Origin of the sequence: Chitinophaga costaii (assembly GCF_900094705.1) — a bacterium.
Taxonomy (GTDB): Bacteria; Bacteroidota; Bacteroidia; order Chitinophagales; family Chitinophagaceae; genus Chitinophaga; species Chitinophaga costaii.
This window is the reverse complement of record NZ_FMAR01000005.1, coordinates 210,422-226,685: the sequence shown is the minus strand read 5'-3', so window position 1 is coordinate 226,685 and position 16,264 is coordinate 210,422. Positions and strand designations below refer to the sequence as shown.

Sequence of the window (16,264 nt, the reverse complement as noted above, 5' to 3'; positions counted from 1 at the left end):
TTATGGCTGAAAAGCCTATGCTTCTTGCTTCTCCAGCTCCGCCTGTAGCCAGGCTGTCCGGTCTTTAGTAGCGGAGAGATCCAGTTCCTGGTATTGCTCGAAAGGTATTTCCCGGAAACGGATTTCCAGGCCAATGGAGGTATTTTCTTCAATGAAATCCTGCACATAAGGAAAACGGCCCAGCACGGCTACGGTATGGCCTTTCATAACATCTTCCACAGCTTTGAGCTTGCCCCTGATGCCGCCAGACTTGCTCAGGAAGTGCAGCAACGCGGCTTCCTGCAAGGCGGCGAATGCTGTACCCCGGGCGGAGATTACGATGTAGCCGATGTCTATCCCTTTGTAAGTGGAGGCCTGGGTGTTCCAGCCTTTCTGGGTTTTCCACCAATTGTAATCGATCTCGTAATTGTGGGGGGCTGGTTCGTACAGTATCTCGTGGCCGGCGGTCATATATTCCGTTACCTCGGGGGGCAGGCGCAGGGCATGTGCTTCCAGGTAATGCACCAGGCCCTCGGGCCATACATATTTGCCATCGGTAAATTCCATGCTGCCCAGGCGACCCGTACGGGGCCCGTCGCAGCGAAAGCGGCACCAGCTTTGGCCCATGTAGGTATAAGGCATGGGCTTGCCTGCTTTCAGATGGACCAGCACCTGCTGGCGGATGGCAGCATCCCAGTTGTGGTCAGTAAACCAGGCAGGATCTGGATAATCGGTTTCATAGACGCTCTGCCAGTAGCCGATCATGGTAAGGGAGTGTTTCATACTTGCAGCAATTATATAAAATATTTCTATAATGCAATATACGGGCTTACGTTGGCTTTAACCGAAAAATAACCCCTGTTTGCCTAAAATCCTTTGTTGGCCGGTGTAATTCATAATTAGATGCTTACCTTTGCTGCCTAAATTTTAATTGCATTTCATGGACAGAAATTCGGTCATTGGCTTTGTTTTACTGGGTGCGTTGCTGGTCGCCTACCTGACTATCAGCAACCGCCAGGAGAGTGCGGCCAAACTTGAAAAAATCCGCAAGGATTCTATTGCCCAGGCTAATTTGCCTAAAACAGCTCCTGTGGATACAGTGGCCCAAGCTGCCGGCGTTGCCGTGGATAGCGCTCGACTGGCCGGTGAATATGGGACCTTTGCTGCTGCAGCCGGTGGCAATGAGCAGACCACCATCCTTGAAAATAACGTGGTAAAGATCATCTTCACCAATAAAGGAGGCGATGCCCAAAGCGTACAACTCAAAAATTTTAAAACTTTCGATGGCGGTCCACTGATGCTGCAGGAAGGTTCACTGAACCGCCTGGCCCTGCAACTGCCTGCTGCCGGTCATACCCTTAATACTGCCGACCTTTATTTCACCCCCGCTTATACGGAGGTTAACGGTGCTAAAACCTTGACTTACCATCTGCCTACCTCCAACCCGGAGCAATACCTGGAATACATTTATACTTTACAGCCTAACAGTTATCTTGTAGACTTTACCGTGCGGGCAGTAGGACTGGAAAATGTACTGGTTCCCGGCACCAATGCACTTACCATGCAATGGAATGCCCAGGCTGGCAAACAGGAACAGGACATGCAAAACGAGCGGACCAACAACCAGGTGCATTACCAGACCGAAGCCGGCAAGCACGATTTCTTCACCCTGTCCCGCACCAGCCACGAGCAATTGAGCAATCCTTTACAGTGGGTTAGCTTTAAACAACAGTTCTTTAACGTGGCGCTAATTGCAAAAGACAAGCATAACTTCAACAGCGCAGATTTTAATACCCAGGTACCAGAAAGTGGTAACATCGTAGGTATTTCTTATGCTACGTTGCAACTGCCGTATGACCGTAGCCATGATTTCCGTTTTCCCATGGAAATTTATTACGGGCCTAATCACTATAAAACGCTGAAGTCTTATAATATTGGCCTGGAAAACATTATCCCACTGGGTTCTGGCATTTTCTTCTGGGTGAAATATGTAAACAAATGGGTAATTATACCCGTGTTTAACTTCCTCAGCGGATTTATCCACAACTATGGTGTTATTATTATCCTGCTTACCATTTTCATTCGCCTGCTTATTTCTCCGTTCACTTACCAGAGTTACGTGTCGCAGGCTAAAATGAAGGTGTTGAAACCGGAGTTGGATGAGCTGCGCGCCAAGTATGCTGACGATCAACAGGCTTTTGGCGTGGAGCAGATGAAATTGTTCAAGAGCGCCGGCGTAAGTCCACTGGGCGGCTGTTTGCCCGCCTTGCTGCAACTGCCTATCCTGGTGGCGATGTACAACTTTTTCCCTTCTTCCATTGAGTTGCGTCAGCAAAGTTTCCTGTGGGCAAAGGATTTAAGTACTTACGATTCTATTCTGAATTTCTCTTTCAATATTCCTTTCTATGGCAATCATGTGAGCCTGTTTACCCTGCTCATGACCGCCACCAGTTTGATCCTGGCCTTCTACAACCGTGGTATGGCCGACCAGAGCAACCCGGTGATGAAGTATATGCCTTTTGTATTTCCGATCATGCTGCTGGGTATTTTCAATAAACTCGCGGCTGCATTGACCTTCTATTATTTCCTGTCTAACACCATCAGCATCATCCTGCAATGGGTGCTGCAAAATTTGGTGATAGATCATGCCAAGATCCATGCACAGATACAGGAAAATAAAAAGAAGCCTACCACCAAAAGCAAGTGGGCAGAGCGTTTGGAAGAAATGCAAAAACGCCAGCAAGAAGCGCAGCGGGGCAAAAAATAAGGTAGCCGCTACGTTTTTGAAAACCAGAAAATCTAATCATACCAGCCCGGTTACGGGCCATATAAAAAGGCCTGATGCGGTAACTCCCATCAGGCCTTTTTGTGGGTGAGTGAATCAGGAAGCGTGCTAAGGTTTGATGAATGTTTAAGGCCATTAATAGCAAGCGGCTATATGTAGAAGTGTTTAGCTCAGATAGCAAAAAAAACGCGCATCCGGAAAAAGATGCGCGTTTTTCGTAGGTGCATATACGTTATTGTCCGTCTTTTTTAGGCGGATTGGTTTTGGCAGGTGGTTGGGCGGGAGTTTTGTTCTCGCCTGTTTTTTCCTTTTGGCCGGGTTGCTGGGTAGGCTCGCCATAGTCGCTTACATCCAGATAATCGGCGGCGTTGCCATTGCCCTGGTCATCGATCTGTGCATCCGGCGGCACATTGCTATCGTAATTCAGGTTAATATCGTTATGCATACCGGCAGGGATGGAGAAGGTAGATTTGGGATCAATTTTCAGTGATTTATCCGCATACACTTTCTGCATAAAGTAGGCCCAGATGGGCAGGCCGGTATTGGCACCCTGGCCCATAGCAGTGGTGCTAAAGTGCAGATAGTTATTTTCACAACCTACCCAGGCGCCGGCCAGGAGTTGTGGGGTGTAGCCCAGGAACCAACCGTCGGTATTATCATTGGTAGTTCCGGTTTTGCCGGCCATTTCGCCCTGTAAGTTATAGCGGAAACGCACGCGGGCACCAGTGCCGCCGGGGGCCGTTACCCCTTCCATCATTTTCACCATAGTGTAAGCTTCGGTTTCACTGATCACCTCGCGTTTTACGGGCGCAAAGGTTTCCAGGATATTGCCATTGCGGTCTTCAATGCGGGTAATGTAGATCGGTTTAGAAATGATGCCGCGGGCCGGGAACATGGTGTAAGCCTGCAGCATTTCATAGAGCGACAGTTCCGGCGTACCCAGTGCAATGGAAGGGTAGGCGGGTACACGGCCTCCAAAGCCCACTTTATTATTGGCAAAATCGGCCACGGCTTGTGGCGTTAATTGTTTGATTAAATAGGCTGAGACCAGGTTCAGCGACTGCGCCAGTGCGCCTGCCATGGTAATGTTGCCGCCTACAGAACCTTCGGAATTGTGATTGAGGGTCCAGTTGCCAATGGTAATAGGTTCATTGGGCAACATGGTATTGGGCGACATCCCGTTCATAATGGCAAAGCAATACAGGAATGGCTTGAATGTAGAGCCCACCTGTCGGCGGGTCTTCATCACGTGATCATTTTTAAAGTAACGGAAATCAGGGCCACCCACCCAGGCTTTCACCTCGCCGCTTTCCGGGTCCATGGCCATAAAACCGGTTTGCAGGAACTCCCGCATGTAGCGGATAGAATCCATGGGAGTCATTACGGTATCGATCTCATTCATACTTGGATCTGTAGCACTTCTCCAGCCAAAAACCTTCATTTTGGTAGGGGTAGAAAAAGCTTTTTTAATCGCTGCATCGCTGGCATTGTCATCCTGCATACTTTGGTAGCGGTCGGATTCTTTCATGAATTTATCGAGGTCGCCGCTGCGTTTGTCCCATACTTTGCCGGACTTGATATTGCTTTGTAAAAAGAAGGATTTTTGCAGGGTTTTTAAGTGCTGGGCTACAGCTTCTTCTGCATACAACTGCATGCGGGTATTGATGGTAGTATAGATCTTCAGGCCGTCGCGATAAATGTTATAATCGCTGCCGTCGTTCTTTTTATTTTTCTTGCACCAATCCTTGATCTCGTCGCGCAGCACCTCCCGGAAGTAGGGGGCCAGACCATTGTTGTGATCAATTTTATTATAGTGCAGGATAATGGGTTTGCTCTTGGCTTCCTGTGCTTGCGCGAGGGTGATGGAGCCATTGTCTTCCATATTTTCGATCACCGTATTGCGGCGGTTCATGGCGTTTTGCGGATTGCGGCGTGGGTTATAGAGGGTGTTGCCTTTGAGCATACCCACCAGCGTGGCGGCTTCCTCTATAGAAAGGTGGGCGGCGTCTTTACTGAAAAAAGTGCGGGCGCCGTTTTCAATGCCATATACATTATCGCCGAAGGCTACGGTATTAAGGTAAAGGGTAATGATTTCTTCTTTGGTGAAATTGCGTTCCAGCTTCACCGCCATAATCCATTCCTGAAGTTTTTGGAAAGAGCGGGCAAATATGCTGGATGAACGCTTTTTACCGGATTGGTCCAGTTGCAGGTTTAGGGCCAGTTGCTGGGTAATGGTGCTGGAACCGCGTTTTTTACCGATAGCCAGGTAAAAGGGAATAGCAGCAGTGCCGTAGGCATCAATGCCGGAGTGATCGTAAAAACGGCGGTCTTCCGTGGCAATGAGTGCGTTGATCACATTGGGAGAAATGTCTTTATAGTCACTGTTAGACCGGTCTACCATGTAATACTTACCGAGAATGGTGCCATCGTCGGCGATGACTTCAGAGGCGAGGGCGGCTTGCGGGTTTTCCAGGTCTTCCAGGGCAGGAATGTTGCCGATGATCCGGAAATTGAACAGGAGCAGAAGCAGGACGAACAGGCCGATCCCGCTGAAGACCGTGATCCACAATATTTTCACCGAACGTTTCATTGATGCGTGTTATTTGGCTTTGGTTATAAGTTGGGAGCAAACCGGCGTGTAGTGCGGCTGCGCGTATTACAGTGTTTGAAACGGCGTGTGGTGCAAACATCGATCCAGATGTCATATTAAAATAAAATTGCGCACGTTTCTCCTGCAAAGCTATTAAAAAAAGGGCGTAGGTAGCAGGTATTATATGTTAAGTACCGGTAGCCCAGGCGGCTGTTTTGCGAGGAGCAAAGTAGCTGTGCCTACCTTTTTACTGCTGGGTCATGTAATTTTGCTGGAAGAATTGCATATAACCCTGCAGGTCTTTGGTACTGTTTAGCAGTATGAAGTTGTCCCTGGAAATGATAAACATTTGATAGTCTGTTTCCCGCACGCGTGGAATAATCTTATCGGGAGCGGCGATCCGTAGCTCATCGTAATATTCCAGCGAGGCGTTCTCGTTGGGGAACAGCCGGAATATGAGCATGATATCGGTGGGTGTCAGCACAAAGCTGCTGACTTCTATTTTATCATTTGGATGCTGGGCAGCATTGTATCGGGTAAACTGGTTCAGCACGTCTTCCAGCAGCGCTTTGTCTACGCGGGTAAAGCGCAGTACTACGAAGTGTGGTACTGCGGCGGTTTCGTTGGGCAGTTTATAAGGTGTCACCGGTTTGGGGGGTGGCAGGTTGGCCTTGGCAATAGAATCGGCCTGTATCTTTGCCAGGGAATCGGCGGCGGTTTTCATCAGGGAATCCTGCAGGGCCTTGTTGCGCAGGGAGTCCAGGTGCATTTGCTGGCGCTGCCAGGGATAAATCATGCTTACGTGTTCGTCTACCACCTGTCCATTATTGTTTTGCCGTTGTACCTGCAAGTGGGTCAGGTAGTCTGTTACCTGCTGGCGGCGGCTCAGGGCATCCAGGATAGCAAGTGCCTGCTGCTGAATAGCGGTATCCAGCGGGTATTTTTTCACCACGGTTTGGAGGGCGGCAGTACCACGGGTGGCGGAGGTATCTATTTTAATATACGTGATGGCTTGCAGCAGGTCTATCTTGGATTGCAGGCTGCTGTAGCCGTAAGTAGTATCGATCTTGCTGATCTGGTCCAGCGCCTCGGGGTAGCGGCCCGTGAGGTATTGAAGATAGGCGGTGTCGTAGGCGGCAGCAATCTCGCGGATCTTACCGGCATTGGTATCGGCTGGTTTATTGCCATACTGGATGATGTTGGCGAAATTGGATGTGGGGTATTGGGTAAGGATGATCTGCTTGTATTTATTCGACCTATCCTGTTGGTTCAATTGGCCATACCAGATGTAGAGGGAGTAAAGCACTTCTTCTTTCTTAGGGTGGTCAGGATATTTAATGAGCAGCGAATCGTACGTTTCGATGGCCATCTGCGCATCTTCCAGTTTGTCATGATAGATCTTTCCAAGATCAAACATTGCATCCTGTTGTTTTACCCGGGAGGCCTGGAGTTTTTCCGTTGTAAGGGGTAGGTTTTTCACGAGCAATTGAGCAGAAATGCTGTCTGGTTTCACATCGCTGGTGAGCAGCAGGGCCGGATCTATGGTAGCATCTGGTTTAGGTTCCAGCGACACGGGTGTACCGGCGGAGGAGCGTTGCCAGTTATCGGCCAGTGGGCGGTTGCCCCAGCGTTTTTTAAACTCTGTGAAGCCGACGGACTTGCTGTTAGGATTATAAAAATACCATTCTGCCTGGTTAGCGTCTATGCTATTATTGCCGGGCATGGGCACGCCAGACACCAGTTGCTGGCCGGGTAGGTTGGGATTGTAGTTGTAATTATTTCCTGGCGAGTTGGCAGCCAGTTCCTGCTGGGTGGCTTGTTGTTTTAGCTGGGCCACCAGCACTTGCAGGTACTTCACCCGGTCGGGCTCCGACATGGCCGCAATACGTTGCAGGCTATCTTCCTGGCGGATGATGGCTTTCTTTTTCACTACATCGTCCAGTACATTTTTGCGGGTGTTTACCAGCTTGGCCTCGGCAAAATCAGGCGTCATGAAGGTAGCGGTGCTATCATAATATTTGCGGGCCTGGGTGTAGTCTTTCCCGTTGTAATAAATATCTGCCAGCGCCTTGTAGGTCATGGTGCGCTGAAACATATTGTCGCTGCCTGCGCGCAGGCTTTTTTGCAACAGGGCGATGGCTTCCGGGGGGTGTTTATATTCGGCCTGGAGCAAGGCCATGTTGTAATAAATAATATCGTGGTAAATGGTGAAGCGGTCTTTTTTAAGCATGTTTTGGAGAATGGCCATGCTCTGTTCCAGCGATCCGCCCGATGCGCCGGCATTCATGCCGGCAATGGCCAGGCGGGCCTGGAAATCCATGATAGGATCTGGTTTCAGGGCTACCACGTGGTGGTATTCTGCCAGGGCCGAGTCGCGTTTGTGAAAGCGCTGGTACAATTGTCCCAGAATAAAGCGCATACGGGCTTTCGCATATTTATCGCCTTTGGTATCCGCGGCTTTACGCAGTGGGGCGATAGCTTCTGCGTATTTTTCCTGACGGTAAAGGCTATAGGCCTGTACTTCGGCTAGGCCGGGTTGCAAGCGTTTTGGATAATTGGGATCGTTGATCAGCACATTTATGAGCGAGCGTACTTCGTCGTAGTTTTCCTGTTCCAGCAGGGTGCGTGCCCGCCAGAGGAAGGCATCGTTGCGTACGGCTTTATGCTGGAAGAAACGGAAAAAGCCTTTGGTCTTTTCCTTGGTAGCTACTGTAATGGCCGTACCGTTGCGGTTATTTTCATTACTGCCCACAATGGCTTTGTACTGCGATTTGGACTTGGGCGCGTACTTGGTGTTGATAAAACGGAAGGTAGCATCGGCATTCGGGTAGTCTGCCAGGTAATAGTAGGCTTCGCCAATGAGCAGGTAAGCATCCGGTATCCATTTGCCCCGTGGATCGTGCAGTTGTATGCCGGTAGACGCTTTGATGATCACGGAGTCCAGGTCGGTATTATTAATGCCCAGGTTTTTCACGTTGTACGGGTAAAAGGGCAGCAGGTGATTATAATCGTCCTGCCATTGGAGGCCAATGCCCCGCACGGCGGCATTCATTTTTTGTTTGGCGTGGAAGTAGTAATTATAGCGGGTTTCCATGTTCTGGAAAAACTTCCGGTTCCAGGTCCATTTTTTATCTGCCATGATCTCGGAAGGCAGGCGCTGGTTAGTGCGTATTACGGGCATATTATTTCGCTGATAGGCGGGGCGCTGCTTGCCACTGGTGGCACCACTGCCGGTAGGTGCTTGCGGAAGGGCGTTTGGGAACTTACTATTGGCCGGCGTGTTGTTATACTGGCCGTTTTGGTTCTGGCTGTTTTGCGTGTTTTGTTGCTGTACCTGCCCGGGCAGGGTGGGTGCGGTGATCACAGGCACATCATTGGAAGGTACCGTAACCGGTGTTTTGGGTACGATGGGCGTTGTAGTGGGCGTAGTTGGGTAGGTAACCTGCGCATGCAGCACGGATGCACCTGCGAAGCAACAAAAGAATATAGTATGGAAAAATAAGGAAATAACGCTGTTACGCTTCATGGGTGCCAGGGTAGTAAGATCTATATATAAACTGCCTGGAGGCAAAAATATTTTTAAAGATAGGATATTTATTTCTCCGGGAAACAACTGGCTATCAATTCCGGCCAGCCGCCGCAGGGACGGAGCAGGGGCTATGTATGATTATTTTTTTTAATAATAAAACAATAATCCCGGGCACATACCGTTTGTCGTACGCCCGTCATATGTTCAAATTTCGTAATTGTTATTTCGTGATCAAATGTATAACTTACAGCGTATAAAGCCGTAAACAAACGTATGTCAAGCCGCGACCTAAAGAGTAAGAAGAAGGCGAGTAACCTGCAAAGACTGAATCACAAGTACCGGCTGGTGATCATGAATGACGATACGTATGAAGAGGTAACGGCTTTCCGCTTATCGCGCAAGAGTGTGTATATTGCTTTGAGTACCTTATTTGTTTTGCTGGTAACGATTACGGTATCCACCATTGTATTTACGCCGCTGCGTTATTACATTCCCGGATATGGCGATCTGAAACAGCGCCGTGAATTTATTCACCTGAAGCTGCGCACTGATTCGCTAGAGCAGGCCTTGCGGCAACACGATCAATACCTGGACGGACTGAAGAAAATGATTACGGGCGATGTGCCCAAAGCCTTGGATACCACTACCATTAAAGTTCCTAAAGTAGACAACAGTACCTATTAAATATTCCAATTTTTAATTATATTACATCTAATTGAAAACCTTTAAGACCTATCTATGTTTAGTAATAACAACCGCAACGCTAAGAGCGAAAGCAAAATTACCCTGCCTACGAGCAATGTTAATATCATTGGCAATGGCACTTCCATCCAGGGCGATATCGTTTGTGAAGGGGATATCCGGATAGACGGCCAGGTGAATGGGCTGGTATCTACCAAGGCCAAGATTGTAGTAGGGCCAGAAGGCGAGATTACCGGTGACCTGGTATGCGGCAGTGCCGATGTACTGGGCAAGGTAACCGGCATCATTAAGGTGGAAGAATTATTATTTCTGAAGGGTAGCGCCCTGGTGAAAGGAGATGTGTACACCACGCATTTCGAAATGGAGCCTTCGGCCAAATTTAATGGCCGTTGCTACATGGACGCCAACGACGTAGCGCCTGAAACCGGCAGACATGGAAGATCCGTTATCGCAGAAGAAGCAGGCAACGAAGCCTGATAGTAAGCTTTTATATTATTCGGGAATGGCATTCCAAATGGTGGCGCTCCTGGGGCTGGCAGTATTTGCCGGCATCCGGCTAGACCGTTGGACAGGTTGGTTGTTCCCATTATTTACTATTGTGCTGCCACTGGCCGCCCTGGGTATTATTTTGTACCAGATTGTAAAGGATACCGGTAAGCGGAAATGAAAGGTAATCGGTGTACTTTTGTATAAAAGGGCCTAGTTCCGAATAACGTAATGAATAAATTTTTGCTCCGCCTGGTGCTGGTTTGTCTGCTGATTACAGGTGTTTTATTTTTTGGGAAATCCTGGTTGTTAGCCAACGGTCTTCATTTTAGCATATTACTGCTCGGCAATATCCTGCTGGCACTGATCTCCGCACTTAGTTTTTACATGACCCGCAAAGGGAAGGAATCCAACAACTCTAATTTATTTGTGCGTATGGTGATGGGCGCCATGCTGCTAAAGATGATGTGCATGCTGCTGGGAGTATTGCTGTACGTACTGGCCTACCGCCCGTTTATCAGCAAGCCTACCATTTTTATACTGCTGGGTATGTACATCGTGTACACGGTAGTGGAAACTGCCAGTTCCTTCCGGCTTAATAAAACCCGCAGCTAATCATGGCCGCCAAACAGGAAGCTCCATTACATGCACTGGCAGCCTACCTGCCAGCGGGTACTTCGGAAGAAGTGATGCCTTTTATCCTGGAATACAAGGTACACCTTACCATTACCCGCGAGCGGCAGAGCATTCTGGGCGATTACCGCCATCCCTACGACGGCAGTGGTCACCGGATCAGCATTAACGGCAATCTTAATCCTTACGCTTTTCTCATTACCCTGCTGCATGAAATTGCCCACCTGGTTACCTGGGTGAAATATGCCAACCGCGTAGCGGCTCATGGCAAAGAGTGGAAGCATGAATTTGCCGAAATTTTACGGCATATCATTGGCAGGGGTTTTATGCCAACAGACGTGGAAGCTGCTATCATGGCCGGCATTCACAGCCCGGCTGCCAGCTCCTGCGCAGATGAAAACCTGATGCGGGTGTTGCGCCGCTATGATCCACAGAAGGTGAACCATTTCTTCGTGGAGCAGCTACCGGAAGGCGCAATATTTAAGACCAAGGATGGCAGGATATTCCGTAAGGGAGCGCGCATCCGCAAACGTTTCCGCTGCGAGGAGATCGCCACCAAACGGGTATACCTTTTTAGCCCCGTGTATGAAGTAGAGGCTGCGGAAGCATAGGTATAGCCCCCTTACCTTTATTGCCCACCACCAGACAATGATCTCCCTTATTTCATATTTTATTTTTTCTTAATTTAGTATCCTTATCCAGATACCGCTTTGTTGCTATACCAAACACGCAAAACCTATGAAAGCCTTTCTATTCAGCCTTCTGACCCTTTGTGGGTGCGGGGGCGCCTTTGCACAGGACTCCTTGCTGAACCAGCAATCTTTTAAGCTATTGGACAATGGAGACATTCGCGAAGACAACCAGTTCAATACCGATAATGCTTATGCCTTTGCCGTGGCAGCCAATTGGGATGATTCCTTGCACCAGTTGGTGGTAGGCATTTTAAAACATAAAAAAGAAGGCCTGAACCTGCCCATGGGCGACCTGGATAAAAAACTGCTGGTAAAATACCTGGATGCCAATCTAAACCTGATCAGCGAAAAAGAATGGCCGCTTGGCAACATGGGCGGCTTTAAATACAATAACGAAAAATGGTTCCTGCTACTCAAAGGCCACGTACCCCAGTTGTTTAAAGAACAGAAATGGGATACGCTGGTAAACCGTAAAATAGAACCACGGGCAGATAGTTTCGTGTACACGGCTTATGATGTAAATTTTTCGCTGGGGGGCATGCTGCATGGCAAAACGCCCGAAGGCATTGCTTTGCAGCACAAACTGGAACTGGACAGCCTGCCCAAAGGCTTGCATAAATCGCCCGGCTGCGATAGTGCCGTGATTGCGCCGGATGGAACGCTCACCCAGGTTTTTAGCTTGCCAGCGCCGGAGGATAAATACGGGGTGTACAAAAATTTCTATTTCGTGAAAGTAGACCGTAGCGGTCATGTTTTACGCACAGATTCGGTACGCTATGGGGTGAACCGGCAGCCGTCGTTGCCCACTTTTGTGTACGATGAACATGCCAAGTACCGTGGACTGCTATACGTGTTTGGCCGCCTCCAGGATGTGAAGGAAAAGTACCAGGATTCGGTGAAGAAACGTTACAACATAGTGTTTGTAAACGATAGTGGCCGCGTAGCTTTTAAAAGTAGCTTTGAAGCCGGTTTATTTGAGAAGAAAGCCGAATATCCTTTTGTGTTCAATACCGCTGTGTTTTTTCAAGAGCAACTGAAAGTATTGGGCTACCTGAATTTGCCAGACAGCACCGGCCTGGCCGTACTAAATTTCGACACCAGCGGTGTGTTCCAGGGCAGCGGCGGTTTTTTGCCCATGGAGGAACTGCAAAGTAAACTGGGAGAAGATAGTACCGCCGATAAAACCGCCCTCATGCACTGCCGCGTGGTATATTTTTCTTCTGATAGTACGGATGCCAATAAGAATAATTGTTTGCTGCGTTTCTACCATCTGTTTCCCGCGCATAAAAGCACGCCGGAACACGTGGAATATGCAGGTTATGGGGTGATGCGCCTCAGCGACCGCAAAGCGCAGTTCGTGAAATACCTTCCCTTGATCAAGGGTGTAACCGATCCAGGCTCGCTGGAAATGATTAAGCCCTTCCGGGAAAAACTGATGTTCACCAACGCCGTTAGCCGGCAGAGCGCCTTGCTGAATAAGGATCTCAGCGGGTTGCTGCTATTACAGGACCCTACGGATTTTCATCCGCAATATGGGCCGGTGCTGCGCATGAACCCGGAGAACAATTGTATGTATGCATTTTCCATGAAGAAAAATGTATTGGTCATTAAAACGATTAAGCTTTAAATTATAGAAGCATGGCATGCATAAAAAAAACCAACCGGCGTACTGCAGGTTGGTTTTTTTTATGCATAGATATAATACATTACTCCAGGTTTACATATCGGTCGCGTGGGTATTTCACGGTATATTTTAAATTCATTTTCTTTTCAGCCGACGGTTCCAGGTTCAGGTCCCAATTCACCTGGCCTGTGTTGGGCGTTTCTGTGGCGCCGCTAAACGATACGTGGCTGATCTCTACATCTTTGGCAGACGACAGCGGCACCTGGTCCTGCACGGTGATGTGAATGGGTACACCTTTATTGTTTTTTACCCGCAGTTCGTAGGCACGTTCGGCGGTGTTATTGTTGGCAAGAAACTGTTTTTTGCTGTATTCTTTTTGTAACACACGATTTACTACCACCTGTTTATCCACGCCCAGCGAGAGGTTTAGCGTATCGCCGGCGCTTTGCAGGTCTAGCAGGGAGCGGCCCAGGTAGGTGCCTTCAAAAAATATACTGGCTTCACCTTCCAGCAGGTTTAATTCTTCCCAATTGATGATGCTGGCGGTAAGATAAGCGGCTTTGTCCAGCCGGGGTGCGGTGTAATACTGGAAGTTGGCGGGTACCTGCAATTCTTTAATATCTACGGTATATGGCTTGCCATCGCTGGCGATGGTGTAGGGCAGTTCTATATCGTAAGTGAAGGTGGTGGAGCTAAAAGTTTGCGTAATGGCGATGGGAATGGTAGCCGGGGCTGCATTCAGTGTACTTATGCCACGAATGGTGACGCCGGCTTCTTTCCCTTGCAGCGTGCTTGTGATACTTTTTTTAGCCTGCCTTCCATAACCTACCACTACTACATCATCGAGGGTCTCTTTGGTAGAACGCAGTTGAATGCTTTTAAAATCGGCACCATTAGCATTTATTTCTTCCGGTTCATACCCTATATAGCTAAAGCGCAGCCGCTGCGGGCCGTCCGGCATTTGCAGGGAAAAACTACCATCGGCTCCGGAAACGGTGCCAATGGTACGATCTGACACCTGTACGCTCACGCCGGCCAGGGGAGAGCCCTGCTCGTCCAGCACGCGGCCCCTGACCTCATGGGCGCGGGCGGCCTGCTGAATGGCTTGCTGGTACTGCATTTGCGAGGGGCTGTTGTAGGTGTAAATATACCAAGGGCTGAGCGTAGGCTTATCGGTGCGCTCTTTAGGATTGCCGGTGCTCAGGCTAAGTTTTACGTTCTTCCATTCTTCCCCGCATTGCTGGAATACGCGGGCTTTGTATTGCAGGGTGAGAGGGTTGGTAATGCTTTGAACACGGATGTCGTAATTAGGATACCAACCGGCATGCTCCACCACGTAACGGATGGTGAATTTTGCAGTAAGGGCGTTCTTACTGTTGACCGTTACCAGGATATCGCTGGTGGGATTTTTCTTTACCTGTTGCAGTGCGACTAATTGAAGGTTGATGTTATCCACGCTATTTTCCATGGAGGCAATGTTTTTTTCGATCAACTGCTGTTTGTCTGCGATCTCAGACAGCCTGGCCCGCTGAAAGTCCATAGCTTCTTTGAGTTCGGCGGTTTTAACACCGTTGTTAGTGCCACCAATGCTTTGGTTTTTGCTCATCATAGTGGCTTCTTCCGCATAGACGTGCAATAAATTTTTTTCGTGTTTCAGTTTATCGTTCAGCTCATCGCGTTGATTTTCCAGGGTGGTGATTTCTGTGCGTTGCACTTGTTCCTGTAAAAAATTTTTTTGTGATGCAACAGATAGAATGGTAAACGCGCCATCGCCCTGTACCTGTATGCTTTTTTCATCGATGTCCGGGGAAAGGCCGTTGAAGGTGATGGTGTTGGCACCAGGCAGGAGGGCCACCGTGGCGGTGCGGGTTACCTGAGCGCCCTTTATAAATACGGTAACCTGCTGAATGGTAGAGGGGGAGGGCTTTTTAGGTTCTGCCATGGCACCATGGGCCAGGCATAAGGCGGCTAATAATAGATGGCTCATAACTATGAATTTGCGTATAGGATGCTAACGACATTGCCAATTCCATAAAACGATTTTTCCGGGAACAAAAAAAACTGCGAAGTGCAGGCAGGTTAAAGGCGTGCAGTTTCGCAGTGATATAACTATAAAGTTGAATTACAATTTCTCAATTTCCGAAGCCTGCCAATGTTCCGTTTTCGCTTTTTCTACATCAAGGTTGGCTTGCTGGCGCATATGTTCTTTGTCGATGGCGGCTTGCACGCGTTGTGCGCGGGTTTGCTCACGGATGTCTTTTCTTTCTTCGGATTGCTGGCGGCGGTGGGCCATGCGGTCTTTGCGTTCCATTTCGTAATTAAACTCATGTTGTTCCAGCAAATCGTCGTAAGGGCCGCGCAGGGAAATGAGTTTTACGAACACGGGAGCGGTTTCCAGGGCAATGAATAACAGCATAATAAACCCGTTGGCCCAGCGGATGGGTGTGCTTCTTTCGGTGATATGACCCAGGGCGTCCAGGCGGGAGGCCAGGCCATCCAAGCGTCCGCGGCCCATGGCCATTATGTCTGCCTTCATAGAAGAATCAATGGCGGCCAGTTGGTGTTGTTTATCGCGTATTTGCGCGGTGTTGGCACTATCCAGGTGCTGCAGGTCGGCGGAGGCTTTGTCGGCATCGGTTTTTTTTGCTTTGTAAATGGGGCCCAGGTTTTTTACCCGGGAGCCGCCGGTGCCATCTGCTTCCTGCTGGGCCAGCAGCATAAGGCCATCGCGGCGGGCGGCCTGGGTGGTGATGGCACCTTGCAGGGTGTCTATATCGTGGCGCAGTTCTGCACTGCGGGCGGCGTAACGGGCTTTTACCAGGTCTTCCTGCTGTTTGTACACCTGCTGCTCCATGCTCAGTAATTCGGCGTGTATCTCTTTTTCAAAGATTTTCAGCTCCAGCGGTTTGGAGATGACCACGGCAATAAGTACAGCCAGGATGATACGCGGTAATGCCAGCAGAAGTTCCTGTCCGAAGCGTGCGCGTTTTTTCATGCCCGATACGATGTAGCGATCCAGGTTAAAGATCATGAGTCCCCAGATGGCGCCAAACAGAATGGCGGACCAGGCTTGTTCAAACACCGTCCATAGCGCGTAGCCAGCAGAGAGGGCGGCCAGCAGGCCGGTGAAAAAAATAGTCCCCCCAATGCCCCCGTATTTATTGGTGTCGGCCGGTGCACGCCGGAGCATGGAGGGATGAGCCCCGGAGCAAAACAAAAAGAATTGGCGGATGCGTTGCATACT

At 49.2% G+C, this 16,264-nt stretch carries 12 protein-coding genes; 7 read left to right on the top strand and 5 right to left on the bottom strand.

Going from position 1 to position 16,264, the window contains the following annotated elements:
- Positions 1-15: 15 nt before the first annotated feature.
- Positions 16-762 (bottom strand): hypothetical protein, encoded by a 747-nt coding sequence (locus GA0116948_RS09640; protein WP_089711502.1) that lies wholly within the window; start codon positions 760-762, stop codon positions 16-18.
- Between the two features lie 157 nt (positions 763-919).
- Between GA0116948_RS09640 and yidC the strand changes: the two genes are divergently transcribed.
- A complete protein-coding gene (gene yidC / locus GA0116948_RS09635) occupies positions 920-2,746 on the top strand; it encodes a membrane protein insertase YidC (protein ID WP_089711499.1) in 1,827 nt (608 codons plus the stop codon).
- Between the two features lie 250 nt (positions 2,747-2,996).
- Here the strand turns inward: yidC and GA0116948_RS09630 are convergent, their stop codons facing one another.
- The gene (locus tag GA0116948_RS09630) at positions 2,997-5,354 is read right to left on the bottom strand and encodes a penicillin-binding protein 1A (protein WP_089711497.1); all 2,358 of its coding nucleotides are present in this window, start codon (positions 5,352-5,354) and stop codon (positions 2,997-2,999) included.
- A gap of 247 nt (positions 5,355-5,601) precedes the next feature.
- Complete coding sequence (gene porW / locus GA0116948_RS09625) at positions 5,602-8,880, bottom strand: type IX secretion system periplasmic lipoprotein PorW/SprE (RefSeq protein ID WP_123891760.1); 3,279 nt, start codon at positions 8,878-8,880, stop codon at positions 5,602-5,604.
- A gap of 276 nt (positions 8,881-9,156) precedes the next feature.
- On the opposite strand from porW, the gene GA0116948_RS09620 reads away from it, so the two are divergent.
- From GA0116948_RS09620 to GA0116948_RS09595, 6 genes are all read left to right on the top strand, one after another.
- Entirely contained in the window at positions 9,157-9,567 is a 411-nt protein-coding gene (locus tag GA0116948_RS09620) for a hypothetical protein (RefSeq protein WP_089711493.1), read from the top strand.
- Between the two features lie 54 nt (positions 9,568-9,621).
- Complete coding sequence (locus tag GA0116948_RS09615) at positions 9,622-10,062, top strand: bactofilin family protein (protein WP_089711491.1); 441 nt, start codon at positions 9,622-9,624, stop codon at positions 10,060-10,062.
- Complete coding sequence (locus GA0116948_RS09610; RefSeq protein WP_089711489.1) at positions 10,019-10,252, top strand: AtpZ/AtpI family protein; 234 nt, start codon at positions 10,019-10,021, stop codon at positions 10,250-10,252. Before GA0116948_RS09615 ends, GA0116948_RS09610 begins: the two co-directional genes overlap by 44 nt.
- A gap of 50 nt (positions 10,253-10,302) precedes the next feature.
- On the top strand, positions 10,303-10,686 hold the full coding sequence (locus GA0116948_RS09605) for a hypothetical protein (RefSeq protein ID WP_089711487.1): 384 nt from the start codon (positions 10,303-10,305) through the stop codon (positions 10,684-10,686).
- Positions 10,687-10,688: 2 nt separating this feature from the next.
- Entirely contained in the window at positions 10,689-11,315 is a 627-nt protein-coding gene (locus GA0116948_RS09600) for a SprT-like domain-containing protein (protein ID WP_089711484.1), read from the top strand.
- Between the two features lie 127 nt (positions 11,316-11,442).
- Complete coding sequence (locus GA0116948_RS09595; RefSeq protein ID WP_089711483.1) at positions 11,443-13,023, top strand: hypothetical protein; 1,581 nt, start codon at positions 11,443-11,445, stop codon at positions 13,021-13,023.
- Positions 13,024-13,102: 79 nt separating this feature from the next.
- On the opposite strand, the gene GA0116948_RS09590 is transcribed toward GA0116948_RS09595, so the two are convergent.
- Positions 13,103-15,007 (bottom strand): DUF4139 domain-containing protein, encoded by a 1,905-nt coding sequence (locus GA0116948_RS09590; RefSeq protein ID WP_089711481.1) that lies wholly within the window; start codon positions 15,005-15,007, stop codon positions 13,103-13,105.
- 135 nt (positions 15,008-15,142) lie between these two features.
- The gene (locus GA0116948_RS09585) at positions 15,143-16,261 is read right to left on the bottom strand and encodes a DUF4407 domain-containing protein (protein ID WP_089711479.1); all 1,119 of its coding nucleotides are present in this window, start codon (positions 16,259-16,261) and stop codon (positions 15,143-15,145) included.
- Positions 16,262-16,264: the final 3 nt, after the last annotated feature.